Source organism: Bradyrhizobium tropiciagri (assembly GCF_001189845.1).
In the GTDB taxonomy this organism is placed as follows: domain Bacteria; phylum Pseudomonadota; class Alphaproteobacteria; order Rhizobiales; family Xanthobacteraceae; genus Bradyrhizobium; species Bradyrhizobium tropiciagri.
The window spans coordinates 63,434-88,804 of record NZ_LFLZ01000025.1 but is presented as its reverse complement, the minus strand read 5'-3'; the positions used below and the strand labels follow the sequence as shown (position 1 = coordinate 88,804).

25 protein-coding genes and 2 pseudogenes are annotated in these 25,371 nt (G+C 64.2%); 8 read left to right on the top strand and 19 right to left on the bottom strand.

The window, feature by feature from the left end:
• Nucleotides 1–288 precede the first annotated feature (288 nt).
• The 8 genes from AKN84_RS20890 to AKN84_RS20855 all read right to left on the bottom strand — a co-directional run bounded on the left by AKN84_RS20890 (nt 289) and on the right by AKN84_RS20855 (nt 7,407).
• Nucleotides 289–1,341 carry a hypothetical protein gene (locus tag AKN84_RS20890; protein WP_050422513.1) on the bottom strand — a complete coding sequence of 351 codons (1,053 nt, stop codon included), beginning with the start codon at nt 1,339–1,341 and terminating at the stop codon, nt 289–291.
• Nucleotides 1,342–1,507: 166 nt separating this feature from the next.
• Complete coding sequence (locus AKN84_RS20885) at nt 1,508–2,677, bottom strand: mandelate racemase/muconate lactonizing enzyme family protein (RefSeq protein WP_050422512.1); 1,170 nt, start codon at nt 2,675–2,677, stop codon at nt 1,508–1,510.
• Between the two features lie 138 nt (nt 2,678–2,815).
• Nucleotides 2,816–3,076 carry a DUF3297 family protein gene (locus AKN84_RS20880; RefSeq protein WP_050422511.1) on the bottom strand — a complete coding sequence of 87 codons (261 nt, stop codon included), beginning with the start codon at nt 3,074–3,076 and terminating at the stop codon, nt 2,816–2,818.
• On the bottom strand, nt 3,073–3,549 hold the full coding sequence (locus tag AKN84_RS20875) for a glutathione peroxidase (protein WP_021080043.1): 477 nt from the start codon (nt 3,547–3,549) through the stop codon (nt 3,073–3,075). Before AKN84_RS20875 ends, AKN84_RS20880 begins: the two co-directional genes overlap by 4 nt.
• Before the next feature lies 1 nt (nt 3,550).
• Nucleotides 3,551–4,942 (bottom strand): amidase family protein, encoded by a 1,392-nt coding sequence (locus tag AKN84_RS20870; RefSeq protein ID WP_050422510.1) that lies wholly within the window; start codon nt 4,940–4,942, stop codon nt 3,551–3,553.
• Between the two features lie 72 nt (nt 4,943–5,014).
• Nucleotides 5,015–5,584: a c-type cytochrome gene (locus AKN84_RS20865; protein ID WP_050422509.1), complete on the bottom strand. Its 570-nt coding sequence runs from the start codon at nt 5,582–5,584 to the stop codon at nt 5,015–5,017.
• Nucleotides 5,585–5,705: 121 nt separating this feature from the next.
• Entirely contained in the window at nt 5,706–6,728 is a 1,023-nt protein-coding gene (locus AKN84_RS20860) for a PQQ-dependent sugar dehydrogenase (protein WP_244485342.1), read from the bottom strand.
• Nucleotides 6,729–7,149: 421 nt separating this feature from the next.
• Nucleotides 7,150–7,407 (bottom strand): DUF6894 family protein, encoded by a 258-nt coding sequence (locus AKN84_RS20855; protein WP_016839844.1) that lies wholly within the window; start codon nt 7,405–7,407, stop codon nt 7,150–7,152.
• A gap of 323 nt (nt 7,408–7,730) precedes the next feature.
• On the opposite strand from AKN84_RS20855, the gene pqqA reads away from it, so the two are divergent.
• From pqqA to AKN84_RS20820, 7 genes and pseudogenes are all read left to right on the top strand, one after another.
• A complete protein-coding gene (pqqA, locus tag AKN84_RS45805) occupies nt 7,731–7,811 on the top strand; it encodes a pyrroloquinoline quinone precursor peptide PqqA (protein WP_035635412.1) in 81 nt (26 codons plus the stop codon).
• A 171-nt stretch (nt 7,812–7,982) separates the two neighbouring features.
• Complete coding sequence (pqqB, locus tag AKN84_RS20845) at nt 7,983–8,912, top strand: pyrroloquinoline quinone biosynthesis protein PqqB (protein WP_050422507.1); 930 nt, start codon at nt 7,983–7,985, stop codon at nt 8,910–8,912.
• A gap of 20 nt (nt 8,913–8,932) precedes the next feature.
• Entirely contained in the window at nt 8,933–9,688 is a 756-nt protein-coding gene (gene pqqC / locus AKN84_RS20840; protein WP_050422506.1) for a pyrroloquinoline-quinone synthase PqqC, read from the top strand.
• Nucleotides 9,689–9,699: 11 nt separating this feature from the next.
• Nucleotides 9,700–10,008: a pyrroloquinoline quinone biosynthesis peptide chaperone PqqD gene (gene pqqD, locus AKN84_RS20835; RefSeq protein WP_050422505.1), complete on the top strand. Its 309-nt coding sequence runs from the start codon at nt 9,700–9,702 to the stop codon at nt 10,006–10,008.
• A complete protein-coding gene (gene pqqE / locus AKN84_RS20830) occupies nt 10,005–11,237 on the top strand; it encodes a pyrroloquinoline quinone biosynthesis protein PqqE (RefSeq protein ID WP_050422504.1) in 1,233 nt (410 codons plus the stop codon). The genes pqqD and pqqE overlap by 4 nt, the downstream gene beginning before the upstream one ends.
• Nucleotides 11,227–12,197 (top strand): annotated as a pseudogene (pip, locus tag AKN84_RS20825) (prolyl aminopeptidase). The gene pqqE and the pseudogene pip overlap by 11 nt, the downstream one beginning before the upstream one ends.
• Nucleotides 12,198–12,228: 31 nt before the next feature.
• Nucleotides 12,229–13,047 carry a glutamate racemase gene (locus AKN84_RS20820; RefSeq protein WP_244485340.1) on the top strand — a complete coding sequence of 273 codons (819 nt, stop codon included), beginning with the start codon at nt 12,229–12,231 and terminating at the stop codon, nt 13,045–13,047.
• A 90-nt stretch (nt 13,048–13,137) separates the two neighbouring features.
• Here the strand turns inward: AKN84_RS20820 and AKN84_RS20815 are convergent, their stop codons facing one another.
• The 11 genes and pseudogenes from AKN84_RS20815 to AKN84_RS20765 form a co-directional block, all read right to left on the bottom strand.
• Nucleotides 13,138–13,530: a SecDF P1 head subdomain-containing protein gene (locus AKN84_RS20815; protein ID WP_050422501.1), complete on the bottom strand. Its 393-nt coding sequence runs from the start codon at nt 13,528–13,530 to the stop codon at nt 13,138–13,140.
• Nucleotides 13,531–13,715: 185 nt separating this feature from the next.
• A complete protein-coding gene (locus AKN84_RS20810; RefSeq protein ID WP_050422500.1) occupies nt 13,716–14,345 on the bottom strand; it encodes a hypothetical protein in 630 nt (209 codons plus the stop codon).
• A gap of 157 nt (nt 14,346–14,502) precedes the next feature.
• On the bottom strand, nt 14,503–14,955 hold the full coding sequence (locus tag AKN84_RS20805; RefSeq protein WP_430649921.1) for a MarR family winged helix-turn-helix transcriptional regulator: 453 nt from the start codon (nt 14,953–14,955) through the stop codon (nt 14,503–14,505).
• A 90-nt stretch (nt 14,956–15,045) separates the two neighbouring features.
• Entirely contained in the window at nt 15,046–15,759 is a 714-nt protein-coding gene (locus tag AKN84_RS20800) for an SDR family oxidoreductase (protein WP_050422498.1), read from the bottom strand.
• Between the two features lie 58 nt (nt 15,760–15,817).
• On the bottom strand, nt 15,818–16,192 hold the full coding sequence (locus tag AKN84_RS20795) for a hypothetical protein (RefSeq protein WP_050422497.1): 375 nt from the start codon (nt 16,190–16,192) through the stop codon (nt 15,818–15,820).
• 30 nt (nt 16,193–16,222) lie between these two features.
• Entirely contained in the window at nt 16,223–17,104 is an 882-nt protein-coding gene (locus AKN84_RS20790) for an NmrA family NAD(P)-binding protein (protein ID WP_050422496.1), read from the bottom strand.
• Nucleotides 17,105–17,265: 161 nt separating this feature from the next.
• A complete protein-coding gene (locus tag AKN84_RS20785) occupies nt 17,266–17,973 on the bottom strand; it encodes a L,D-transpeptidase (RefSeq protein WP_050422495.1) in 708 nt (235 codons plus the stop codon).
• 263 nt (nt 17,974–18,236) lie between these two features.
• Nucleotides 18,237–18,914: a molybdate ABC transporter substrate-binding protein gene (gene modA, locus AKN84_RS20780; RefSeq protein ID WP_157863327.1), complete on the bottom strand. Its 678-nt coding sequence runs from the start codon at nt 18,912–18,914 to the stop codon at nt 18,237–18,239.
• 216 nt (nt 18,915–19,130) lie between these two features.
• Nucleotides 19,131–20,324: a DUF1501 domain-containing protein gene (locus AKN84_RS20775; protein WP_050422494.1), complete on the bottom strand. Its 1,194-nt coding sequence runs from the start codon at nt 20,322–20,324 to the stop codon at nt 19,131–19,133.
• A gap of 15 nt (nt 20,325–20,339) precedes the next feature.
• A complete protein-coding gene (locus tag AKN84_RS20770) occupies nt 20,340–21,884 on the bottom strand; it encodes a DUF1800 domain-containing protein (protein WP_430649920.1) in 1,545 nt (514 codons plus the stop codon).
• Between the two features lie 35 nt (nt 21,885–21,919).
• Nucleotides 21,920–24,254: pseudogene (locus AKN84_RS20765) on the bottom strand (caspase family protein).
• A gap of 195 nt (nt 24,255–24,449) precedes the next feature.
• Here AKN84_RS20765 and AKN84_RS20760 point away from each other — a divergent pair.
• A complete protein-coding gene (locus AKN84_RS20760) occupies nt 24,450–25,136 on the top strand; it encodes a DUF4286 family protein (RefSeq protein WP_050422492.1) in 687 nt (228 codons plus the stop codon).
• Nucleotides 25,137–25,371: the final 235 nt, after the last annotated feature.

The following is a 25,371-nucleotide window of genomic DNA, read 5'->3' as shown; positions in this document are numbered from 1 at the left end:
CCCAAGCAACTCTCGCCTTGCGTGAAGGCGATGCGTCGTCCTCTAGAGACGTGAGATGCACTGCGTCCAGACGACGGGCTTGGGAAAATTTTTGCGTGACGGCGGAATAAAATCGCGGCGAAAGCACGCAGGTGCTGCTCGCGGCGAGCGTTGGATGAGAAAAGTCAAGGATGCAAATGGTTTCCGTCGGCTTCCGGACTAGCGCCTGGAAACGAAGAGCGGCGCTTGCGCGCCGCACTTCTTGTAGGGATTCCAGATTGTATCGGTTCTAAGGGAGTGCCGACGCCCCTACGCCGTTGCGGATCGCGGCCGCAACCCCGCCGGCAGATGCGCCTCGAGCCAGGCGGCGATCGCACGCTCGTTGCGATGGTAGAGCAGGCCCGCGGCGATCACCGCAATTCCGATCAGCGACAGCGAGAACGGGAACAACAGCGAGTCCTTGAAGACGACGTCGGCGAGATGGCCGAGATAGAGGCAGATGCCGAACGCGCCGAACACCGCATAGGCACGCCGCATCAGGATCACGGCGATCACGACGAGGCCGACATTGAGCAGGCAGTAGATCGCCTTGCCCAGTTCGGTCGAGCTCGAGGACGCGGTGATGCCGCCCCAGAACGCCATCAGGCCGAACAGATGCAGCCAGAAGGCAAAGTCGGCGTTGCGGCTGCGATAGTCCACGATCCAGGCCACGACGAGGACGGCGAGGCCGAACCAGACCGATACGCGGCGCTGCGTCTCGAAGTCGGCATGCGCCGTGCCGCTGAACCACGGCGCCAGATCCATCGACATGAACCACAGTGCGAACGCGATGATCGCGACGATGAAGGCGAAGCGGAAGTAGCGCAGCGCGACGATGCCGGCGGCGACCGTCGCGAGCTCCATGAAGATCCAGCTGCCCTTCACCCAGACATAGAAATCCTGCACGGTTCCGGGCTTGCCGAACTTGCCCCACCAGCCGAGTTCATCCTGGATGCCATAGACTGCAAGCGGCGCCATCGAGACCGCGATCGCGATCAATAGGCCGCCGGGAACCCGCAGATTCTTGCCGTACCAGAGGTGGTGACCGGCGACGCCGAAAGCCGTGGCGTAGGCGATTGCGCAGGCGGTGAGCGCCCGGCCGCCCATCTGGGTGAACGCCAGGGTCGAGAACAGACCCATGGCGCCGATCACGATCAGTGCGCCGGCGTACCAGAGCACGTGGGCGGCATCGAACCTGGCCGCCGGGCTGGCATCGCCCCGCCCTTCATGGCTGGCCAGGAAGGCGAGCAGCCGGTCCAGATCAGCTGGGCTGATCACCCCGGCATCGGCGGCTTCCCGGAGACTCTTCGCTGAATATGGCATGCGGCAATCCCTCATGGCCGGTTCTGGCGCCTTCCCGATCCTGGGCAAGGCGCCTCTCCTGCATGAGTATATCGGAACGTGAGCAACGTTCAATATTTTATTGAGCATCGCTCAAATTATTTTGCAAGCAGACTCAAGCCTGCCGGGCCCGCCGGAGGGGCGCCGGCTAGTCGGCCAGCGCCTTCATCTCCTTGTAGAGATCCGACTTGCCTTCGAAGCCGATGCCGGGGAGGTCGGGCATCACGATGTGGCCGTTCTCGACGCGGACGCCGTCGGGGAACCCGCCATAGGGCTGGAACAGGTCCGGGTAGCTCTCATTGCCGCCGAGGCCGAGGCCGGCCGCGATGTTGAGCGACATCTGGTGGCCGCCATGCGGGATGCAGCGGCTCGGCGACCAGCCGTGCGTCTTCAGCACCTCGAGCGTGCGCTGATACTCGCAGAGCCCATAGGACAGCGCGCAGTCGAATTGCAGCCAGTCGCGATCCGGCCGCATGCCGCCATAGCGGATCAGGTTGCGCGCATCCTGGTGGCTGAACAGGTTCTCGCCGGTCGCCATCGCCCCGGGATAGAATTCGGCCAAAGCAGCCTGCAACGCGTAATCGAGCGGATCGCCGGCCTCCTCGTACCAGAACAGCGGGTATTCCCGCAGCATCTTGGCGTAGGCGATCGCGGTCTCCAGATCGAAACGGCCATTGGCGTCGACCGCGAGCTGCGCTGTGCTGCCGATCTCCTTCAGCACCGCCTCGATGCGCTCGCGGTCTTCGGCAAGCGGCGCGCCGCCGATCTTCATCTTCACGACGTTGTAGCCGCGGTCGAGATAACCGCGCATCTCCTTGCGCAGCGCGCCGAGATCCTTGCCCGGATAGTAATAGCCGCCGGCGGCATAGACGAAGACGCGCGGATTGGCGGTGAGACCGTGGCGCTCGGCAAGCAGCCGGAACAGCGGCTTGCCCGCGATCTTCGCTACCGCGTCCCACACCGCCATGTCGATGGTGCCGACCGCGACCGAACGCTCGCCGTGGCCGCCCGGCTTCTCGTTCGACATCAGCGTCGACCAGACCTTGTCCGGATCGAGATTGTCGCCGGTGGCATCGAGCAGCGATTTCGGTTCGGCCTCCTTGAGGCGCGGCGCAAAGCGTTCGCGGATCAGACCGCCCTGCCCGTAGCGGCCGTTGGAATTGAAGCCATAGCCGACCACCCGCTTGCCGTCGCGCACCACGTCGGTGACCACGGCAACCAGGCTCGAGGTCATCTTGGTGAAGTCGATATAGGCGTTGCGGATCGGCGAGGAGATCGGTTTCGTCACCTCGCGGACGTCGACGATGCGGACGGACATGCTTGCACTCTCTGAGTTGCGTCTACCGGCTTTTCCGCCGTCATTGCGAGCGCAGCGAAGCAATCCATGTCTCCATTTACGCGGACGCAGTGGATTGCTTCGTCGCTTCGCTCCTCGCAATGACGCGGGGCGATACCGTCAGGACTTCGCCTTATCCCGGAAATACGGTTCGACCGGGCCGTGCACCTTGATAGTCAGCGGATTGCCGTAACGGTCCTTGGCATTGCCGGCGGTGACGCGCACCCAGCCCTCGCTGATGCAGTACTCCTCGACATTGGTCTTCTCGGCGCCCTTGAAGCGGATGCCGACGTCGCGCGCCAGAATCTCCGCGTTGTAGTACGGGCTGTTCGGATCGACCGAGAGGCGGTCGGGGAATTGGTCGTTGGTGTCGTCGCTCATAGCAGCGCCTCGATTTCCTTCTTCAATCCTTCGGGCCGGGCGGTCGGCGCATGCCGCGCCACGACCTTGCCGGCGCGATCGACCAGGAACTTGGTGAAGTTCCACTTGATCGCCGGCCCGAGCAGGCCCGACTTCTCACGTTTCAGGTGTTCGTACAATGGATGCGCACCTGAGCCATTGACGTCGATCTTGGCGAACATCGGAAACGTCACGGCGTAGTTGGTCTCGCAGAACGTGGCGATCTGCTTCGCATCGCCTGGCTCCTGTGCACCGAACTGGTTGCAGGGAAAGCCGAGCACGGCAAAGCCGCGCGGCGAGAGGCCGGCGTGCAGCTCCTGCAGGCCCTTGTACTGTGGCGTGAACCCGCAGGCGCTCGCCGTGTTCACGATCAGCAGCACCTGCCCCTCGAACTGCCGCAGCGGCATGTCCTCGCCGGCAAGCGATTTTGCGGTGAAATCGTAGACCGTGGCCATCTCAGCTCACCGGATCAATGGCGGCGGACGGTGTGCCGCCGGCCTCGACCGCCTCGCCTGCAGCGAGACAGAGATCCTCGCGGTAACGCGCCGCCACGAGTTGTACGCCGACCGGAATCCGCCCGACGAGACCGGTGGAGACGACCAGCCCGGGGAGCCCCATGAACGGGATCGCGATCTGCGGCAGCTGCGCATGCCACACCCGCGCGAACGACGCCTCGTCCTTGCGGTCGAGATGATCGGGGAACGGCAGCTCGCCGGACACCGGCATCAGCAGCACCGGATATTTGTCGAGGAAAGCGAACCATTCGCGCGTCAGCGTTGCGCGGCGGGTCAGCGCCTGCGACAGGTCGAACGGATGCACCCGCGCGCGGACGCCGCGCAGGCAGGCCAGCGCGCCGGGATCGCCCTCGCGCTCGGCAAACGCGAGCTGCGCCTCGTAGCCGTCGCCGAGCCAGAGCCGGGTCTGGATCTCGGCCGCCTCACGCAGCGACGGCGTGTCGGCGATCTCCTCGACGATCCAGCCGGCGGCTTGCAGACGCTTGCCCGCATCGGCCACCGCGGCGACCACTTCCGGCACAGGATTGAGACCATCCGGATTGAGGCACATTGCAACGCGCTTCTCGCGCGGCGGGCCCTCGAGCGGCACCGGCGCGTACCAGGGATCGCGATAATCAGGCGCCGACATCGCCGCGAGCGAGATGCGCAGATCGTTGACGGTGCGCGCCAGCGGCCCCGACACGGCGCTGATCTGCGGGCCGATCGGACGCTCCGGCAATGCCGCGTTGAAGGCGGGGATGCGCCCCATGCTCGGCCGCAGGCCGTGCACGCCGCAGGCGTAGGCCGGATAGCGGATCGAGCCGGCGATATCGGTGCCATGGGCGATGTGGCCGATGCCGGCCGCGACCGCAGAGCCCGCGCCGCCGGACGAGCCGCCCGGGGTGATGGCTGGATCGCGCGGGTTCTTGGTGTCGCCGTGAATGAGGTTGGTGGTGAACCAGCGATAGGACACCGCCGGACAATTGGTGCGGCCGAGCAGCACCGCGCCGGCCTTGCGCAGGTTGGCGACCACCGGGTTGTCCACCTTGGCGATCAGGTCGCGCTGCGCCTTCAGCCCATTCGTGGTGGCGTAGCCCTCCTGGTCGACATTGACCTTGATCGTGATCGGCACGCCGGCAAGCGGCCCCACCGCCTCGCCGCGCGCAATTGCCGCATCGATTGAGGCGGCCTGCGCCAGCACGTCGTCCGGCCGGTGATCGACCACCGCGTTGATGTCAGGGTTGACCGCATCGAGCCGGGCGAGCCCGGCCTCCGCCGCCTCCTTTGCCGATACCTTCTTCGATTTGATGAGGCCGGCGAGCTCGGTTGCCGACAGACGCCAAAGATCCTGCATGAGACACTCCGTATGACGGAGGCGTTTTAGCGCTACATGCAGAGCAAGGCCAGCTTCCCGCCGCGTAGCCGGTCAGCGGAAATGCGCGATGTAATAGGCAAGGTCGCCGATCTGCTCCTTGGTGACCGTCTGCATCACGTCGGCCATAGTGGCGTCGTAGCCGTGGCGGCTGTTGTCCTTGTATTCGGCCAGCGTCTTGGCGAGGTAATCCTCGCGCTGGTTGGCGATGCGGGGGACGTTGTCCTTGCCGGAGAAATCGGTGTTGTGGCAGCTGTTGCAGCGGTTCTGCTGTGCCAGCGCCTGGCCGCGCGCCATCCGCGCGGGATCGCCGGCGTCAGAAGGCGGCGTCGGCTTCGGCAGGGTGGCGATGAAATCCGAGAAGCTGCGCAAATCGTCGTCGGTCATCGGCTTCGCCATCTCGTTCATCGGGTCGAATACCCTGAGCTTCTCGCGGAACATGAACAGCTGGATCAGCGCATAGGGCGCCTGCTGGCCGCCGAGCGAGGGCGTGTTCTCGGTTTCCGACGTGCCGTGCTCGCCATGGCAGGCGAAGCACGCCACGGCGCGTTCCTGGATGGTCTCGGCATTGGCGGAGAAGCTCAGCGCGGCGAGTGCCAGGACTGCGATGATGGTTTTGTGCATTGGGCTCTCCCGGCATGTTCCGTCATTGCGAGGAGCGAAGCGACGAAGCAATCCATATCGCCGCAGGTGGCGGAATGGATTGCTTCGCTTCGCTCGCAATGACGATGGCTAGACTTTCAGCTTACTGGTTGGCGACCTTCGGCTTGCCGTAGCTGACGCGATAGACCGCGCCGTTCCAGTCGTCGGAGACGAGCAGCGAGCCGTCCTTCAGCAGCATCACGTCGACCGGGCGGCCGACATACTTGTTGTCCTCGAGGAAGCCGGTCATGAACGGTTCGACCGACTTCACGGTGCCGTCCTTGTTCAGCCTCACGGCGACGACGTCACCGCCCTGCTTCTGCGACTTGTTCCAGGAGCCGTGACGCGCGACGAAGATCACGTTCTTGTAGGTCTTCGGGAACTGGCTTCCGGTATAGAAGCGCATGCCGAGCGAGGCGGTATGCGGGCCCATCAGGCCGACCGGCGGCGTGTAGTCCTTGCAGTTCTTACCCCAGCCGAGCTCCTGGTCGATGATGTTGCCCTGGTAGCAGAACGGCGCGCCGAAATCCTCGCCCGCCTTGGTGATGCGGTTGAGCTCGTCTTCCGGCACCGTCTCCGACAGCCAGTCGCGGCCGTTGTCGGTGAAGTACATCTGCTTGGTCTCGGGATTCCAGTCGAAGCCGACCGAGTTGCGCACACCGAGCGCGTAGACCTCGGCGCCGGAGCCATCGAGATTCATGCGGCGGATCTGGCCGTGGTCGGCATCATGCAGCACGTTGTTGCCGGGCTGGCCGACCGGAACATAGAGCTTGTTGTCGGGGCCGATGGCGATGAACTTCCAGCCATGCGCCTCGTCCTTCGGCAGCTTGTCGTAAATGACGGTCGGCTTCGGCGGGTTGTCCAGATTGTCCTCGATCTTGTCGATCTTGGAGACCTTCGAGAGCTCGGCGATGTAGAGCGTGCCGTCCTTGAAGGCGACGCCGTTCGGACGATAGAGGCCGGAGGCGATCACCTTGACCGAGCGCTTGCCGTCCTTGTTGACGATTGCATAGACCTTGTCGACGAGGCGGCTGCCGACGAACACGGTGCCCTTGTCGCCGAGCGCCAGCGAGCGCGCATTGGCCATGCCGGCGGCGTAGACCTCGACATTGAAGCCGGCCGGCACCTTGAGCTTGGCGAGCGGCAGCTTGTCGGGCGCCGACGGCAGCGGCGGCGGCGCACCGGCGCGAGCTTGGCGGCTGCTTCATTGTCCGGACGTCCGATCAATGGCGAGCCCGGCGGCAGCGGCTGGGCGGCCGGAGCTGCACCTGCGGCAGGCGCGGCAGCCGGCTGCTGCGCCGCAGCAGAGAGCGTGAATGCCCCGAGCATGGCCCCCGCGAGCAGCAGGCTGCGCGGTCCGAACGAGTGTCTTTTCATGGATGATCTCCCCTGGGTGGAAGCCATTGTTGGTTGCGCGCCATTGAGGTCGAGCGGCGCCATCAGGCTTTCCGTTCATAGTCTTGCGAATTTGTCCGGACAATTGCAATCGGAAACATGCCGGCATCGGCCAACGCATGGTTGTAGCCACGCGGCCATGTCAGCGTGCGTCAGTGCCTCGTCATCGAGCGGTCCGGGCGATCGAGAATCGCCTCGGTGAATGGAAACTCCAGCACGATCTCGCCCTCGTCGTCGGTCACCTCGATGACCGCGCTGAGCAGCGCGCCGTCGGCGCCTTCGGTCTTGAGCAACTCGCGAATCATCGCCCGCGCCATCTCCCACGCGCGATCCGGGTCGCGCAGGATCTCGCCGTCGGGATCGGAAATCAGCTCGTCGCCGATACGGGTATTGAAGAAATAGCGTGGCATCGGCTGAACTCGGCTCGGTTAGTCGCTTCCCGTCACCGGGAAGCACAGAATCGTCATCAGGACCTTCGGAGGATCATCCGGCCCCTGTCTCATAGTCCAAGATCACCATTCACCGTGTGGCGAACAACAGGAAAAAGGTCTGATGGCACCGGGTTTTGACGGGAAATGCGCGCACAAATTTGTGAGTGGGCCGGATTTGCCTTCCGCAGTGCAGCATGCCGTTCCGCAGGGCGCCTAGCGAAAAATTTAGTGGCGAACTTTTCCAACCACAGTAGTTTACCTGCAGGGCGGAAAGTTCGTCCGGTTGCAACAAGGAGAGCCAAATGGCCTGGAAAGCACCGAAGATCGTCGAAGTGTCGGTCGGCATGGAAATCAACATGTATATGTGCGCCACCCGCAAGTAAGCGGCAGCGCCCTATACACGTTTAGCGGTTTAGCGCAGGTGGACATCCGGGCGTAACGCGCTCCCGAGCACGGGGGTGTGTTCCAAAGCCGGAGTCCACCTCGTAACGTTTCTGGGTCCAAGTTCTCGGTCCAAGTCAAACTTCAGAGTGAAACTCTCCAGGGGACGGATCATGCTTCGTGTCGTCGTCCTGGGTGCCGCGGCGGGTGGCGGCGTTCCGCAGTGGAACTGCGGCTGTGCCGTCTGCAGGACGGCGCGAAGCGACCACCCCGAATTGCAAAGCACGCAAGCCTCGATCGCCGTCAGCGGCGACGGCGCGCACTGGTTCCTGGTCAACGCATCGCCCGACCTTCGTCAGCAGATGATCGCAACGCCGCAGCTGCATCCGAAGCCCGGCGCCTTGCGCCACAGCCCGATCGCGGGCGTCATCCTCACCAATGGCGAGATCGATGCCGTCGCCGGGCTGCTGTCGATGCGCGAGGGCTCGCCGTTCGCGATCTACGCCCATGAGCGGGTGCTGGCGATCCTGCGCGCGAACAGCATCTTCAACGTGCTCGGCGAGAAGAACGTCGCCCGGCTTCCGATCGCGGTCGACCGGCCCTTCGAGCCGGCCCTGCCCGACGGATCGCCGTCCGGGCTCGAGGTGCTGCCGTTCGAGGTTCCCGGCAAGGGCGCATGGTATCTCGAGGGCAAGACACATCCGGCGGGCGCCGACGGCGTCGGCGATACGCTCGGCCTGCGTATTGCGGATAAGCGCAGCGGCAAATACTTCTACTTCCTGGCCGCCTGCGCCCGCGTGACCGACGACCTGAAAGCACGGCTCAAGGGCGCGCCCCTGGTGTTCTTCGACGGCACGGTGTGGCGCGACGACGAGCTGATCGCGGCGGGGCTCGGCAACAAGACCGGCCAGGGCATGGGACATATCGCGATGTCGGGCGATCAGGGCGCGATCGCAAGCCTCGCCGGGCTCGACATCGGACGAAAAGTGTTTTTGCATATCAACAACTCCAACCCGGCGCTGCTTGGGACCTCGGCCGAACGCAAGGCGGCCGAACAGGCGGGCTGGCAGATTCCCTCCGACGGAACGGAGATCGTGCTGTGAATGTCGTGCCTACAAACGGAATGACCGCGCTCTCGATCGGCAAGGGCATCACGCTCGACAGTGCCGAGGAGATGGAGGCGACGCTGCGCACCATCGGTGCGACGCGCTATCACAGCCAGCACCCGTTCCACCGCCTGCTGCACGGCGGCAAGCTCAACAAGGGCCAGGTCCAGGCCTGGGCGCTGAACCGCTATTACTACCAGAGCACGATCCCGCTGAAGGACGCGATGGTGATCTCGCGCTTCCGCGACCGCAACACGCGGATCGAATGGCGCCACCGCATCGAGGACCATGACGGCGATCTCGGCAATGAGGGCGGCATCGAGCGCTGGCTGAAGCTGACCGAAGGCCTCGGCCTCGATACCGCCTATGTCGAGTCCACCGAAGGCATCCTGCCGGCGACGCGCTTTGCCGTGGAAGCCTATGTGCATTTCTGCCGCGACCGCACGCCGCTGGAGGCGATCGCCTCCTCGCTCACCGAATTGTTCGCGCCGAACCTGCATGAGGAGCGCATCTCGGGGATGCTGAAGCATTACGACTTCGTCAACCCCGACATCATGAGCTATTTCAGCCGCCGCCTGACCCAGGCCCCGCGCGACGCCGGCTTTGCGCTCGACTACGTCAAGCAGCATGCCAGGACGCCGGCCGAGCGCGAGGCTGTGTGCAACGCGCTGATCTTCAAGACCAACGTGCTGTGGGTGCAGCTCGACGCGCTCTACCACGCCTATGTCGACGGCCAGATTCCGCCCGGCGCCTTCGTGCCGAAGGCGAATTAGGAAACAAGATCATGGCCAGCCGCAACATCAGCGTCAGCGAGACCAGCCGGCCGAAACTGCCGCGCCACACCAAGCTGAAATTCGACGAGACGCGGCAAGTCTGGGTGATCCTGGCGCCGGAGCGCGTGCTGGCGCCGGATGAGATCGCGGTCGAGGTTTTGCATCTCTGCGACGGCGTGCGCAGCGTCGCAGAGATGGTCGACCAGCTCGCAGAGAAATACGCCGCGCCACGCGAGGCGATCGCGACCGACGTGATCGCCATGTTGCAGGACCTGGCCGACAAGGGCTTTCTCACCGAAGCGCGCGAGAGCACAGCATGAGTGACACGCTCGCCGACAACAAGACGACGACCGCAGGCCCAACCGACGGGCTCGCGGTGCTCGAGCAAACGCGCTCGGCGGCCGAGACCCACGGCATCCCGCTCGCGGTGCTGCTCGAGATCACCCACCGCTGCCCGCTGCAATGCCCCTATTGCTCCAACCCGGTCGAACTCGACCGTGGCTCGACCGAGCTCACCACTGAGGAATGGAAGAAGGTGCTGAGCGAGCTTGCCGAGCTCGGCGTGCTGCAGGTCCATTTCTCCGGCGGCGAGCCGACCGCGCGCAAGGACATCGTCGAGTTGGTGCAGCACGCGACCGATGTCGGGCTGTATTCGAACCTGATCACCTCGGCCGTGCTGCTGACCAAGGACAAGCTTTCGGCGCTGGCCGATGCCGGCCTCAGCCATGTGCAGATCAGCTTCCAGGGCAACGAGCCCATGGTTGCCGACCGCGTCGCCGGCCTGAAGGACGCGCACAGGAAGAAGCTCGAAGTCGCGAAATGGACCCGCGAGCTCGATATGCCGCTCACGGTGAACGCCGTGATGCACCGGCAGAACCTGCATCAGCTGCCCGATATCATCCAGATGGCGGTCGACCTCGACGCCGACCGGCTCGAGGTCGCCAACGTGCAGTATTACGGCTGGGCGCTGAAGAACCGCGCCGCGCTGATGCCGACGGTCGAGCAGATCGAGGAGACCAGCCGCATCGTCGAGGAAGCACAAGTGCGCCTGAAGGGCACGCTCGCGATCGACTATGTTGTGCCGGACTATTACGCGCTGCGGCCGAAGAAATGCATGGGCGGCTGGGGCCGCCAGTTCTTCAACATCTCGCCGGCCGGCAAGGTGCTGCCGTGCCACGCCGCCGAGAGCATTACCGGGCTCGAATTCTTATCGGTGCGCTCGAACCATTCGATCGCCTGGATCTGGCAGAACTCGGAAGCCTTCAATCGCTACCGCGGCACCGGCTGGATGCCGGAGCCGTGCAAATCCTGCGAATTCCGCGAGGTCGATTACGGCGGCTGCCGCTGCCAGGCCTTTGCGCTGACCGGCGATGCCGGGAATACCGACCCGGCCTGCGCGCTGTCGCCGCGGCACGAGGAGATCTTCAAGCAGGCCGAGCGGGAATCCGCCGGCTCGCAGAACCGTTTCCTGTATCGCAATTTCGCCGGCGGCACGCTGGAGACGGACCAACACCAGGGCGAACGCCAGGAAAAACCTCATGGCGCCTGATGCCGACGCCGGCAAGCTGCCAGGCGCGCCGATCCCTTCGCTCCCCTGACGTCGGAATGGCTCGATGTCGGCGACGGCCACAATCTGCATGTCGAGAGCGTGGGGCGCGAAGGCGGCATCCCCGCGGTCTATCTGCATGGCGGCCCGGGCAGCGGCTGCCAGCCGGATCATCGCCGGCTGTTCGATCCCGAGCGCTTCCACGCCGTGCTGTTCGACCAGCGCGGCTGCGGCCGCAGCCGGCCCAAGGGCGGCCGCGACCACAACACGACACAGCATCTGATCGCCGACCTGGAGAAGATCCGCGAGCGCTTCGGATTTGCGCGCTGGATGGTGGCCGGCGGCTCCTGGGGCGCAACGCTGGCGCTGGCTTATGCAGAGGCCCACCCCGAGCGCGTCAGCGGCCTCGCGCTGCGCGCGACATTCCTCGGCACGGCCGAGGAGCTAGAAGACGTCTTCCTGCGCGCCCTGCCGCGCTTCTATCCCGATCTCTCGGAAGACTTCCTCAACTTCCTGCCCGAGCACGAGCGTGCGGCACCGCTTGCGGGCTATTATCGCCGCATCCTCGATCCCGACGCGGCCGTGCATGCGCCCGCCGCGCGCGCCTGGCATGACACCGAGCGCGTGCTGTCGGAGCACACCCCGAAGCAGACGCGGCTCGACCTAAAGGCCTCAGGCGCCCTGCCCTCGACGCCGTTCATGGAGGCGCACTACTTCGCCAACAATTGCTTCATGCGGCCACACCAGCTGATGGACGAGGCCGGCAAGCTCGCCGGGATTCCCGGCATCCTGGTGCAGGGCCGCTACGATCTGCTGTGCCCGCCCGCGACATCGCACGCACTCGCCGCGCGCTGGCCGGGCAGCGAGGTCCGCATCGTCGATGGCGCCGGCCATATCCTCTACGATCCCGGCATCCGCAATGCGGTGATGAAGGCGATCGCAGACCTCGCCGCCAAGGCCTAGCCGGCAACTCCATCGAAAGCCAATGAATCAAATGTCTGATTTTCCCATCCTGAGGAAGCCCGTTGCCGTGTTCGACGCGGGCATCGGCAGCTATGCGGCCGTCGCCGCCTTGCAGCGTGCGCTTCCGAAGCAGGACCTCATCTATTTCGCCGATCGGGCGAGCTTTCCCTATGGCGGCAAGAGCCGCCAGGAGCTTCTCGACACCATGAAGCGAACCCTCACCTTCCTTGCGCGCTTCGATCCCGCCGCAATCCTCGTCGCATCCAATGCCCCGTCGATCACCGTCCTTGACGATCTGAAAGACATGATCGCCGTGCCGGTGTTCGGGGTGCGCCCGCCCGTGAAGGACGCGTTGCAACAGGCGAAGGGGCGACACGTTGCGGTTCTCGGCGTGAAGTCGCTGGTCGAAAGTGCGGAGATGCGCGCCTTCGCGGCGACAGAGGCAGGCGATGCCGCTGATCGCGTTCACCTGATCAATGCCTCTCCGCTGGTGGATTTGGTCGAGAGCGGCGCTTTTCTTTTCGATCAGGCCGATGTCCAACGGCAGGTCGACGCATTTGTCTCCGCGCTCGATGCCCGACATGCCGATCTCGGGGCGATGACGCTCTCCAGCACGCACCTCCCGTGGCTGCGCAGTTTCCTCGAGCGCGCCGCGCCGGGACGGCCGCTGCTTGACCCGCTTGAGAGTGCGCTTGGCGCGATCGGCCCGGTTGCCGTCGAGGGACGAGGCCAGCTTCTCGGATTGGTCACCGAGAACGATCGCTACACGGCAAGCGATTTCCAGCGCATGCTTGAGAGGCTCGGGGTGACGCTGCCGCTCCAAATCGTCCCGCACCTGATTGAGGATTGACCCTCGGCAGGGGAGATCAGCCGGCAATAGCGGCCGGTTGCTTCGCGAGAACCTCGTGGAGCGAACGCGGCAAGCGGCCCACGAGGCGCACTAATCGGGCTGCGATGACGACCGGAGTTCAACCTGTCCGTTCGGGGTCTTTGAGATTTGTCGTACAAGGTCGTTTGCGGCTCCGTCTGTCCAATCAGGATCGGAGACTTGAAGATGCCCGCCGTACAACGGCTCTCTCAACATCGACCGATGAACGACCTGACCGTCAACGAGAAGTTCAAGCATTTTGCCGACGTTTTCTTTGCTCCATTTAAGAAGTGGTTCAGAGGAAGCCCTTGGAAAGGTCAGACTCACGATCGGCTTTCCCGTTCGCTTGTCATGACTTGCATCGGCGCCGCTGAGCACAATGGTGAGCGAATCCGCCATGGCGCCTGAAATCCAAAGCAAGCTGGCCAGCACCATCAGAAGAGATCGGCCCTTGCACGCCTTCATTTGCTCAGCTCCAAATTCTCTGAATTCTTGGCCTTGTACCTTGTGGCGCGGAGCGCCGACTACCGCTTGCTGGCCATGCCGACGAAACCCGGCATTCTTCCCCGCGCCGGCTGACGAGGGTAAACCGGCCCCCCTTCGAGCATCGGCAAGATCGACGCAATTGGACCCAGAACGGACCGCGAGCCTTACGCGTTCCGCCGGGGATATGCAGCTAGCGCGCCATAGTTTCGCGCGAGCAGTTCGTTGGCCTTAGAGAGTACGTCAGTCGATGCTTGCACCGACTTCGATTGCAGCGGCTTGAGTAGCGCCTCCTCAACCTCTGCCGTAGAAGCTTTGATGAATCGGAATATTACCGTGATGTACTCTGGCTTGAACGAATTCGCGATCCTGCTCCGCCAACGCAAACTGTCGGCGAAGCTGGAGTCGATCTGGAAGCGGATCTGCACGTCTACTCCCCAGTGCCAGTCAATATGAATGTCCTTGATCGCCGTCCAAGGTATCAAGTCGTCGGAAGCGAAGAGATATGTGAACCCTTCAGAGGAAATTGTGAGAGCAGGACCACCAAGTCTAAGCGTTCTGAAGAGGCTTCCGAAGAACGCGCAAACGTAAAGGAGAACTGCGCCACAGAAGATGGCCACAAAAAACGACATGACGGATGCGCCTATGCGGCGCGGGAAATCTGTGGCGATGCCCAATAACGAAACCCCGGCAAATCCCAAGAACATGACAGCAAATAGCAGAATGACGATCAAAAGGCCCAGCAGATAGACAATCGGCCAGAAGCGATTTACGGCAAATCTGCGATCTAGATTCATTGGACGATCCGAAGGAGGTTGCCTAGAATTGCATCGCGCAATAGTTGCTTTACGGGCAATCGTACAACCTCTTATCGGCCAAAGCTACTACGTGAGCTTCTGGTCCGTAATTGACCCCCGGTTAGAAGCCCGCGCGCTCTCGATCGAATGGCGGCGCTCAATCCTCCGATGAGCTCGGCTTGATGTTACCGACGACCATGTCGCGCAGGGCACTTCGCAGCACGGCGACATTTTTCGCCCCGTTCAGCTGCTCGAACTCGCGCTGGGCACGTTGCCAAAGCGGAGCGGCCTTGTCGTGAAGACGGCGGCCGGCATCAGTCAGCTCGATGAGGCGGCTTCGTCCATCGGTGGGCGAGGACCGGATCCGAACGAAGCCGTCACGTTCCAGGAAGCCGACCATCTTGCCCATGGCGGTCCGCTCGATGTCGAGCTGCTCGGCGAGCGCGTTGACGGCCGCGCTACCGAGTTCGTTCAGCGCCGCCAGGGTGAGGAACTGCGTGATGCGCAGGCCGACCGGTTCGAGGTGAGCGTCGTAGAAGCGCGATATCTGCCGGTTGGCCTTCCTCATGGCGAAGCAGTTGCATTGATCGATTCCCAGAGGCTTGTTCACCGGCAACACTCCTTTCGCTCTCGCTTCTATCGCAGCCGGCGCCGCGAATACAGCAGCGGCGCGGGCGCAGCGATATCATCAAAACCCTTCTCAAAACCCTTGCGGCGGGGTGATGTAGCCGGGCTCCTCGGCCGCAAGCGTGCTCTTCAGCACCGTCGTTCCCCGGTCGGCCATCACCTCGCTCTTGCCGGCGGCGAGGGCGTCGTAGGTCTGACGCACCACGTCCTCGGGGCTCGCCTTCGGCACGTCAATGCCGTTGGTCAGATCGGTGTCCACGAACCCGACATGCAGGCCGAGAACCTGAACGCCGCGCTCGCGCAGATGAAAGCGAAGCTGATTGGTGTAGCTCCAGGCCGCCGCCTTCGACGCGGCATAGGGCGTCAAAATCGGCCGCGGCAGCCACACGATGTCGGAGAGCACGTTGACGATGGCGGCGTTCGGCTTGGTCGACAGGATCGGTTCGAAGGCCTGCGTGACGCGCACGACGCCATAATAGTTGGTGTCGAACATGCGGGCGGATTGCGCCATGACGTCGGTCGACAGCGGCCCGTCGATCAGAGCAGCGATTCCGGCATTGTTGATCAAGACCGTCGTATCGGCCGCCAACTTGGCGGCGGCCGAGATCGAGGTCGGATCGGTGACGTCGATCTTGACCGGGATGATGCCGGCCTCGTTGAAGCCATCCGTCTTGCGCATGCCCGCATAGACTTTCGCGGCGCCGCGTCGACGTGCCTCGCGTGCAAAGGCGAGGCCCAGGCCGCGATTGGCTCCAGTGATGAAGACGGTTGCGTTCTTGATATCCATGACGGTCTACCTTTCCAATTTCGCCGGAGGCTGTTCGCGCTGCTGGCTCGTTTTAAGTTCAGATAAAGAGAGTTTCCGGCAGTTGCTTCCCCAGCCGCTCGCGCAGGCCGGCGGCAAGGGACAGCACCGCGCCGAGCGGACTCATCCGCACACTGACGCGCGGTACCGATCCGTCGGGATTGCGTTCGACGACCACGGCTGCGCTCAGCTTCTCTCCGCTGGTCAACGTGGCTTCGTATTCGAGAACAAGCCGCGAGCCGACTTCCTGCACGAAGGTCGGTGATTGCGACGCATAGAAGGTGCCGACGGCATCGACGACGCGCCGGATTGTGTCGCGTCCCGTGACGGGACCGCGCAGGACGGAGCTGACCAATTGCGCGTCAGCAGTCAGATCGTCCAGAAACGGATGGCGCTCGGTTTGGGGATGGGACATTTCTCAGACTCATGCTGGCTTTGATCATGTTCAGGCGAACACGGCGCGGTTCAGCGCGATAAACTGCCGGACCGAGAGCGGTGGCGTTCCCGTGATCTTCTCGACGGCATCGTTGGTGCCCGAGAAAATGCCGTCGCGATAATTCTGGGCGACTTCGACCAGGTGCTGCACCAGGAACGGAGGGAATTTGTAGAGCTTCTCCATCTTCTCCTTGAACACCGCGATCGAGGTCGGCGCGTAGTCGATCCTGGCGCCGAGCACTTCGCTCATCTCGGCGGCGATTTCAGTGTGGTTCATCTCCACCGGCCCGTGCAGCGGATAGATCTTGCCCTCATGGCCTTGCGGCTTGGCCAGGAGGTGAGCAATGACACGCCCCTGATCGTCGCTGGCGATCGGCGCGTGGCGGCCGTTCTCAAACGGAAATTCGATCTTCTTTTTCGCCCAGATCTCTTTTCCGAAATGCGGGTAAACTAGCCAATCGGCAAAAAACGTCGGGCGAAGATGCGTTGTCGCAACGCCTGACCAGTCGAACACCCGTTCTGAAACCCAATGATCCTGCGCAGCATGGCTCGCCGATTCCCGGCGCGCCGAAATCTGCGACATGTTGACGATCGCGCTGACGCCGGCCTCTCTCGCGGCCTGGGCGAAATAGGCGGCCGCGCTGATGATTCCGGGTGCGATCGGATGGAGGAAATAGGCGGATTGAATGCCCTCCATGGCCGCGCGAATAGCGTCGATGTCCGTGAAATCGCCGACGGAGATATCGACGCCGCGCTGCCTCAGCGCTGCCGCGCGCTCGCCATCCGAGCGCACATAGGCGCGTACCCGCTTGCCCATCTTGAGCAGTTCGTCGACGGCCGCCCCTCCGGTCCGCCCGGTCGCACCGCTGACCAGAATAGTTGCCTCGCTCATGACGACGCTCCTTTCAGATGAGAGCATATGCTCTTATATAAGCGAAGATAGGTGCATATGCTCCTATGTCAAGCTGCTTGTTTCGACACCGGGCATGGGGCCGTTCACATCGCCGTGTGGTCTGGGCGGGCGACGCCCGGACCGGTGGCCGACGCCGTTGCCTATGCCGGCAGCACGATCACCTTCGTTTTGACGGGCGTTCGCGAATAGAGGTCGAGCATGTCCTGGCTGAGGAGGCCGGTGCAGCCGCTCGTAATGCCGTTCCCGATCGTTTCGGGATCGCTGGTGCTATAGATCGTGTAGAGCGTGTACACCCCATTTTGATAGAGGTAGAGCACGCGGGCGCCGAGTGGATTGTCGAGACCTCCCGGCATGCCGCGAGCATATTTGCCCGCCTCCGGCTGGCGCGCGATCATCTCCTTGGGCGGCGTCCAGGTCGGCCATTCGGCTTTGCGCCCGACATACGCCTCTCCGCTCCACCGGAACCCATCGCGGCCGACATTGGCGCCATAGCGGGTTGCGTTTCCCTCACCTTCAATGCGGTAGACATAGTACTTGCTGGGATCGACGATGATTGTACCGGGCGCCTCATTGCTGTCGTAGCGCACCGTCTTGCGAAAATATTTCGGATCGACCTTGCGAACATCGACCGCAGGGATCGGGAATTTCTCGTCGGGCACGGGCCCGTAGACCTTCTCCGCCTCGGCCAGGCTCATGTAATCGGATGCGCAACCAGCCAGGCTCAGTGCGGCGAGACCGGCAGCGGAGCCGAACAGAAACGCCCGGCGGTTGACAAGCCGCGAGCGATGACCAGACAGAGTCCCCTCACCCATCGCGCCGGCGTCGGCAATTCCACGGTCCATCAACATGATTTCGGATTTCCCCTTGTCCCGTCGTACGCCCGGAGAAGACTTTGGCATACCGCAGGAAGGTGGAGAAAAGGTTCTTCGTCAGTCGGGAGTCGAAATCTCCTTGACCAACAGGCGGCCGTGCGAAGCTCGTCTGAGAACAATGCGAGAACTCTCTTCTTGAATGCTGCCCGACCTGTCGCTGCTTTCGCCAAGGCAATCCTCGGCAAAACGCGGGGATGTCGCGACGGGGCACGCTTCTATCGTGGTGAAGCGAAAACAACCTAGGCCGGATCCATTCCCTTGGACTTGAGCACCGCGGAACCGATCGGACCGGTGAGGAACTCGATCAGCGATCTGGCCGCTGCCGGATCCTTGCTCGTGGATCCGATGCCGACCGCGAAGACGATCATGCTGTTCAAATCACCGGGTAGAGGGCCGACCACCTGAGTCCCCGGAACCGCGGCAATTTCCGAGGCCTGTGCGACGCCCATTTCGACTTCGCCCTTGGCGACGAGTTCGCCTGCTTCGGCGCCCGGCACCAGGACGGTCTTGGATTTCATCTGGTCGGCGATGCCGAGACGATCAATGACCCTGGCGAAATAGACGCCACTGGCACCGCCCTTCGCTGGATCGGCATAGGAGATCGATTTGGCGGCGAGAAGCGCAGTCTTCAGTTTCTCCACCGTGCTGATATCGGGCTTGGGCGCACCGGTACGTACCCCGACGGCGACATAAGAGCTCCCCACGTTGACGATGCTGCCCTGGGCAACCTTGCCCTGGGTCATTAGACCGTCGAGGGCAGTGCGCGACAGGATCATCACATCTGCGGTTTCGCCCGCCTCGATCCGCTTCTTCAGATCGGCGATCGTGCTGTAGACGACCATTAGCTTGTTGCCGCTGCCGCTCTCGAACTTCGGGATCAGTTCGCCGAGTGTAGGGGTGAGCGCGACCGTGCTCATGACCTTGACGTCGGCGGCATGCGCGGCGGGTGCTGCCGCTCCCAGAGCTAACAGGAACGAACACTCGACCACCGCTGCGACGGCGGCCCGTCGCGAGAAAAACCGTCCCATCATGGCTTTCTTGCCTCCCGGTTAGCTGGATCCCAAGCATAACCGAAATGGAACAACACCTGCGACCGACGGCTACGTTGTTTTCGATATTTTGGCAGCGCCCCTTCAAACCAGGTTCAGGTCCTTCGGCTTGATGCCGGTGAAGATGCGCTCGAGGCTCGCCTGCTGCAGGCCGTAGACGTGCTGGATCAGGCCGGCGAAGAACGCCTTGTAGTCGGTCAGCACAGGAAAGTCGCGGTTCTGGAACAGCGTCGCCTGTGCGACCTGGACCTGCTCGCCGGCCATCCGTCCGCCGTTGATGCCGCCGCCCATCACCCAATAGACGCTGCCATGGCCATGATCGGTGCCGCGGTCGCCGTTCTCGCGGAAGGTGCGGCCGAACTCGGAGATCACGACCACGACGGTATCGCGCCACATCGCGGGACCGATCTCCTCGGAGAAGCCGGCAAGGCCCCTGCCCAGTTCGCCGAGACGGTCGGCGAGATAACGGGTCGCCGCGCCCTGGTTGACATGGGTGTCCCAACCGCCGACGTCGACGAAGCCGAGGTTGAACTGCTCGCGCATCAGGCGGCCGATCCGCCGCGCCGACAGTTCGAAGCCGCGCGGCGACACAGCGCCGCGGTTGGCCGCCATCATCTCTTCGGAGACCGATTTGTAGACATCGTCGCGGACGCGAAAGCCTTCCGACACCGAATTGGCGAGATCGCCTTTCGCATACATCTCCCTGATCAACCGCGCTTGCCGGTCGTCGACACCCGGCTTGCTGACGCTGGCGATGCCGATGTTCGGGATCTGGTTCTGGCCGCGGAAGATCAGCGGCAGCTGGTCGGTGAAGGAGATCGGCTTCACCCGCGTCAGCTCGGTCGCGAGCCGGCTCATGAAGCCGGACCGATAGTCGCGGCTGCCGCCGACCGCCTGCCCGAGCTCGATCGTGTCCTGGGTCTCGAAATGGCTGCGCGACAGGTCGTCGCTGGTGCCGGCAAACGGAACGAACGCGATCTCGCGCCTGGCCCACAGCGGATAGATCGACTCGCGCAGCGCCGGATGCAGCCCCCAGCCGGCGTCGAGCGCCAGCGCCGCATTCGGATTGCCGGCATCGGGCCGCGCGACCGCAAGCGTCGGGCGCGAGGCGTAGTAGAACTCGCTGCCGACCGGCACGACCACATTGGCGGCGTCATAGGCGCCGCGCAGGAACACCACCAGCAGGCGCGCGTCGGTCGCGGGCGCCGCCCAGACCCGGCCGGCAAGGGTGAGCGAGGTGGAAGCGGCGAAGGCCTTGATCAGTTCGCGGCGGTTCATTGGCGAACCTCCCTTTCAGTGCATGAACTCGGGTGACGACAGAAACAGCGTGTTCCAGTCCTGCGGCGAGACCGCCTGGTCGAGCGCGGCGAGCGTGGTCGGGCTCAGCGTCTGCCTGATGTTGCTGAAGTAGAGGCCGTTCATGACCAGCGGAAACGCCGGCTGGTCGACGGCGTTGGGCTCGTTCGGCTTGAACAGTCCGGCCGATCCCGAGCCGATCGCGCGCGCGATCTCGAAGCGCAGCATCATCTGCCCGGGACCGTTCCAGGCCGCCGACAGCATCGAATAACCGTCGGGCGTCTCGTGGTTGAACAGGCCCTCGGACAGTCGATTGAGCCAGCCCTGGATCGGCAGCGTGTTGAGGACGACCTTGGTGTCATAGGCGAGCCGCACCGACGACATCACGTAGAGCATCGGGTCCTTGAACTTGGCGCCGCCCTTCAGACTCGCGGTGAATTCCGGCGCGTGAACCAGCGTCGACATCACGGCCGCGATATCGCCGTCGGTCTTCTGGAAGGTCTGCGCCATTTGCTGCACCAGCGCGGGCGGCGGATTGTCCGACACGAAATAGGTCGCAAGCTGCTTTGCGATATGCGTGGCGGTCGCGGGATGACGGCACAGGATGTCGAGCGCTTCATCGACCTCGGCGAGGCCGCGGCCCTTGATCTGATGGCCGAGGAAGGTCTTGTCGCCGAAATCGTGCCGCGCCGGATTGAACTCGAACGCGCCCTCCCGGACCAGCTGGGATTGCTGCTCGGGCTTCAGCTTCGGATCCTCCGACTTGAAGTCGATGCCGACGCCGGTGAGGATCCGCGCCAATGCCTCGACATCGGCCTGGGTGTAGCCGGAGCCGACTCCCATGGTGTGCAGCTCCATGATCTCGCGGGCGTAGTTCTCGTTGAGGTGGCCGGCCGCGTTGTCGGCGTTGTCGAGATAACGCAACATCACCGGATGATGCAGCGTCGCCGACAGCAGGTTGCGGAACTTGCCGAGCGCGTTGGCGCGGATCGCGCGATCCTCGTAGTCGCCGACCAGCACGCGGATGTTGGACTTGTACTGGTGGACATTGAAGTGGTTGAACCAGAACCAGGTCAGGCGTTCGCGCAATTGATCAGGTGCATAGAGTGCGTGCAGGATGGTGCGGGCCGCGGCCTGCCGGGCGCGATCGTTCATGGCCTGCTGATAGACCTGTTGCGCGGCCTTTTTCTGCTCGGGATCGGCGACCTGGTTGGCGGATTTGCCCTGCTGGTCGAACGAGGCCGCAATGTCGAACGGGAAGCGATGCACGTCCGGCATCGCCTCGATCTGTTTCTGGACGGCCGCCGGCAATGCACTGCCAGCCGGATGCAGCTGCTCCTGCAGCCAGCGTTCGCTGCCGATCTCGCGCAGATGCGCCGCGCTCGACGCATTGACGCCCCAGGTCAGGCGGTCGAGCAGCGCGATGTCCTGCGCCGCGAGATCGGCCGCTCGCGCCGGCTGGTGGAAAACCACCAGCCCCGCGATGGTGCCGATCATCAGTTTTGCGACTGTCCGCGGTCCGAGTGTGGCCGTGATGCTCATGAAGGCTGACCTGCTCGGCTCATGGTGTCATGCCCTCAGTGTTTGCATTTGCCGGGAGGGCATGCCGGCGGGGCGGCTCGGGCTGGTGCTGCGGGTCTTGGCGGCGGCGCTGCCATCCGCGGCGGCGGTGCTGCGCGCTGCGCCTGCATCGCCGGCGGTGGCGGCGGCGCGGCGCGTGGAGCCGGTGCAGGCGCGGGCGCGGCGCAACGGCTGCGGCACGCGGCGGCGGAGGTGCGGCCCGTGGTGGAGGTGCAGCCCGCACCGGCGCGGCCCGGGAGACCGGCGGCGGCGACACCGCAGCATGCGCAGGTGCCGATCGCGCTGCCGGCGCCGACCGGCTCGAGGGTGCGCGGCTCGCCGGCGGCGGCGCCGGTGCCGGCTTTACATTTGTGGTCGGCGCGGTCGCGGCATGGCTGAGCGGTTGCTGCCGCCCCGGCTTGCCGGCGGTCGCGGGCGCAGCCGGCGCGTTTGTCGTGGGGGCTACGCCGGGCTTGGCCGGAGGCGCAGGTTGCGCATTGGCAGGTGCCATGGCTGTCGCCGGCTTGCCGGGAGCGACTACATTCGGCTTGGCCCCAGGTTGCCCGGCCCCAGGCTGCGCGGCGCCGGGTTGCGCGGCACCAGGCTGCACGGCACCAGGCTGCACGGCGCCATGCTGTTGCGCGGCGCTCGGCGGCGCGGTCGCCGACTGCGGCAGCGGCGGTCCATTCTTCGCGCCTGGTAAGGTGTGTGCACCCGGCGCGCCCATCGCGTTCGGTGTGGTGGCTGCGTTCGGCGCAGCGCCAGGGGCTCCCATCGCCGCGCCTTGCGCCGGCGTCACGCCTTGCGGGCCGCCCGGCCGCGCCAGATTGGCGCGCTGCATCGCCGCGGCCGGCAGTTGCGGTGCCGCCGTGACCGGCGCACCGCCCATTGCCGCGGTCACTCCGGCCGCATGAAGCTGCGCCGGCGTCGGGTTGGGATTGTTGATCACCGTGTTGATGACCGTCGTGTTGTGGATGTTGTTGAACACGATGTTGTTCTGCGGCGGCACCACATAGGCCGGCGCGGCGACATAGGCCGGCATCGCCACGAAGAACGGCGTCGGCAGCACGAACAGGCCGATCGGCGGTGGCGGCGGCGGCAGCACGACGAAATCCGGCGGCGGCGGCGGCAGGAAGAACACCGGCGGCGGCGGAGGCGGCGCGAAGGCGAACACCGGATCGCTGTAATAGAGCACCGGGCGATCGACATAGACGATCTCGTCGGGCGGCGGCGGCGGCACGTCATAGTCGAGCACGGTGAACTGCGCGGGCGGCTCCAGCGCGGCCGACAGATAAGCGAGCCGGCGCCTTGCGTCATAAGCATGCGGCCCGTGCGGATAACGCCGCAGATACGACCAATACGCATCGGTCGAGTCGGCGTTGTAGGTGCGCCGCCAGGTGATGGCCTCGCGCCGCGCCGCCACGATCACGCGCACCCGCTTGGCCTGCGGATCGTTCGGATAGGCCTGCAGGTAATCCTCGTAGCCCTGCAGCGTGTCGCGCTCCAGCGCGGCCGCGTAGGCATCCTGCGCCGGGAAATCGCGGATCGGCTTGGTGCGCAGTCCGGCATCGACCTGCTGCGGCGGCGCATCCGGCTTGCGCTCGAAGAACATGAAGGGCGCGTCGACCTTCTGCGCATTCCACGGGATCTCGGCGCCCTTGGTCATTTCGTTGACGCGCAGGCGAACGCGGTCGAACACTTCAGGCAGGGTCAGGCCGCCGGCGCGAATCATTTCCGCCAGCGCCTGCGCATAGGGCCCGTAGGGCGGCGCGCGTCGGGGGCGACGGTGCCGGGCGCGGAATTGAAGGCGATCAGCATCTTCGGATCGGGATCGACCAGCGCAAGGCCGCCGGCCAGCGGCTGGCCGTCCTTGGCGAAGGGATTGCTGCGCGCCGCGTCGAGCACGATCACGCCAGCCTTGATCGGCAAGGCCGAGAGTTGATGGCTGTAGTCGGAGATGCGGATCGCCTCGACCGGCACGTCGGTGTCGCGGGCGATCTTGGCGTCGACCGGCACGAAGTAGTTCTCGCCGGTGAGCTGCACGCCATAGCCAGCGAGATAGACGAAGGCGACGGCGTTGGGCCCCGCGTCCTGCACCTTCTGGATGAAATCGCGGAACGACTTGCGGAGCGTCTCGCTATCGAGATCGCGCGCCCCGATCACGTCGAAGCCGGCGGCCTGCAACGTCTGCGCCACCAATCCAGCATCGTTTGCGGCGGTCTGCAGCGCGCCGGCCTCATAGGCGCCGTTGCCGACCACGAGCGCGAGACGCTTCTCCTGGTCCTCCGCATGGACAGGAAGCGCGGCGAACGACACCAGACCCACGATCAATGCCCACAGAATGCGCCTCATAGTGGTCGTCCCTTTTCTTCTCGAGGTTGGCGTACGGATGGAAATGCTACTTCCGTGAATGCGCGCTGAACAGGATTGCGGCAATTGTGGCAATCCTTGGTCTGCACAGTCTCTTTGCACCTCGGAACCGGCTTCCCCGGCCCGCACCGGTCAGCGATATTGTACAGATAAAACAAGGCAACGAAGGAGCCCCCGATGCCAATCGCCGGACAAGGCATGCTGCTGACCTCGATGGATATCGACAGCTTACACGAAGCTGAATTCAACCGCTGGTACGACCGCGAGCATCTCGAAGAACGTGTCGCCATCGACGGATTCGAGGAGGCCCGCCGCTATGTCGCCCAAGACGGCAAGGGTGATGACGGCAAGCCGAAATATCTCAGCCTCTACTCCACGGCGACCTTCGACGTGCTTGAGAGCCCGGCCTACCGCAAGGCGCTCGCCAACCAGACCGACTGGTCGAAGGCCAACATCGCACGCTTCCAGAACATGATCCGCGGGGTCGCGCGCATCACGATCAGCCGCGGCGTCGGCCGGGGCGCCGCGCTCGGCATCATCCGGCTCCGCCCGCCGGCCGACGGGGCGGACAAGCTCCGCGCTGCATTGCGGGAGCAACTCGATCCAGCCGCGCGCGACGGCATCATCTCGATGCATCTCCTGGAGAACGATCCCGTGCTGTCGAAGCCGCTGACGCCGGACGCCGATAAAGCCGATCCCGGCGCCGGCGACTGGTTCGTGCTGATCGACGCCACCGATGTCAGCGTGGTCCCTGCCGCCGCGGCAGCCATCACCGGCAACGCAGCTTTGAAGCCGCTGGTGGTCACCAGCGGCGTCTACAGACTGTTGTGGGATATCGCGAAGAGCGATCTGCCGCGCGGCTGAAGCAAACGCGCAGCGCTTGTGTGGAGATTCACACTCAAACAAACACGATGCGGCGGTGCGCGCATGCTGCACCGCCGCATAACGCAATTGAGATTAACGCTACACGCGCATCAGCCGCGCGAAAGCGGATGATCAGACAATTTAGCCTTTGCCTTCTCTGGAACGGCTCTAATAAGATAAGCCTATGATCCAATTCAAAAACCAGAACAACGCCACGTGAGCGTTCGTCGTCAAC

Bases quoted from the DNA above. Each gene is read 5' to 3' on its own strand.
- AKN84_RS20810 (WP_050422500.1), bottom strand. From the start codon at position 14,345: ATGAATCTAGATCGCAGATTTGCCGTAAATCGCTTCTGGCCGATTGTC.
- pqqD (WP_050422505.1), top strand. From the start codon at position 9,700: ATGGCCAGCCGCAACATCAGCGTCAGCGAGACCAGCCGGCCGAAACTG.
- modA (WP_157863327.1), bottom strand. From the start codon at position 18,914: ATGAGCACGGTCGCGCTCACCCCTACACTCGGCGAACTGATCCCGAAG.
- AKN84_RS20760 (WP_050422492.1), top strand. From the start codon at position 24,450: ATGCCAATCGCCGGACAAGGCATGCTGCTGACCTCGATGGATATCGAC.
- AKN84_RS20800 (WP_050422498.1), bottom strand. From the start codon at position 15,759: ATGGATATCAAGAACGCAACCGTCTTCATCACTGGAGCCAATCGCGGC.
- AKN84_RS20870 (WP_050422510.1), bottom strand. From the start codon at position 4,942: ATGCAGGATCTTTGGCGTCTGTCGGCAACCGAGCTCGCCGGCCTCATC.
- AKN84_RS20815 (WP_050422501.1), bottom strand. From the start codon at position 13,530: ATGAAGGCGTGCAAGGGCCGATCTCTTCTGATGGTGCTGGCCAGCTTG.
- AKN84_RS20770 (WP_430649920.1), bottom strand. From the start codon at position 21,884: ATGAGCATCACGGCCACACTCGGACCGCGGACAGTCGCAAAACTGATG.
- AKN84_RS20885 (WP_050422512.1), bottom strand. From the start codon at position 2,677: ATGTCCGTCCGCATCGTCGACGTCCGCGAGGTGACGAAACCGATCTCC.
- AKN84_RS20820 (WP_244485340.1), top strand. From the start codon at position 12,229: ATGTCTGATTTTCCCATCCTGAGGAAGCCCGTTGCCGTGTTCGACGCG.
- pqqA (WP_035635412.1), top strand. From the start codon at position 7,731: ATGGCCTGGAAAGCACCGAAGATCGTCGAAGTGTCGGTCGGCATGGAA.
- AKN84_RS20875 (WP_021080043.1), bottom strand. From the start codon at position 3,549: ATGGCCACGGTCTACGATTTCACCGCAAAATCGCTTGCCGGCGAGGAC.
- pqqE (WP_050422504.1), top strand. From the start codon at position 10,005: ATGAGTGACACGCTCGCCGACAACAAGACGACGACCGCAGGCCCAACC.
- AKN84_RS20865 (WP_050422509.1), bottom strand. From the start codon at position 5,584: ATGCACAAAACCATCATCGCAGTCCTGGCACTCGCCGCGCTGAGCTTC.
- AKN84_RS20785 (WP_050422495.1), bottom strand. From the start codon at position 17,973: ATGTTGATGGACCGTGGAATTGCCGACGCCGGCGCGATGGGTGAGGGG.
- AKN84_RS20890 (WP_050422513.1), bottom strand. From the start codon at position 1,341: ATGCCATATTCAGCGAAGAGTCTCCGGGAAGCCGCCGATGCCGGGGTG.
- pqqC (WP_050422506.1), top strand. From the start codon at position 8,933: ATGACCGCGCTCTCGATCGGCAAGGGCATCACGCTCGACAGTGCCGAG.
- AKN84_RS20790 (WP_050422496.1), bottom strand. From the start codon at position 17,104: ATGAGCGAGGCAACTATTCTGGTCAGCGGTGCGACCGGGCGGACCGGA.
- pqqB (WP_050422507.1), top strand. From the start codon at position 7,983: ATGCTTCGTGTCGTCGTCCTGGGTGCCGCGGCGGGTGGCGGCGTTCCG.
- AKN84_RS20795 (WP_050422497.1), bottom strand. From the start codon at position 16,192: ATGTCCCATCCCCAAACCGAGCGCCATCCGTTTCTGGACGATCTGACT.
- AKN84_RS20880 (WP_050422511.1), bottom strand. From the start codon at position 3,076: ATGAGCGACGACACCAACGACCAATTCCCCGACCGCCTCTCGGTCGAT.
- AKN84_RS20855 (WP_016839844.1), bottom strand. From the start codon at position 7,407: ATGCCACGCTATTTCTTCAATACCCGTATCGGCGACGAGCTGATTTCC.
- AKN84_RS20775 (WP_050422494.1), bottom strand. From the start codon at position 20,324: ATGAACCGCCGCGAACTGATCAAGGCCTTCGCCGCTTCCACCTCGCTC.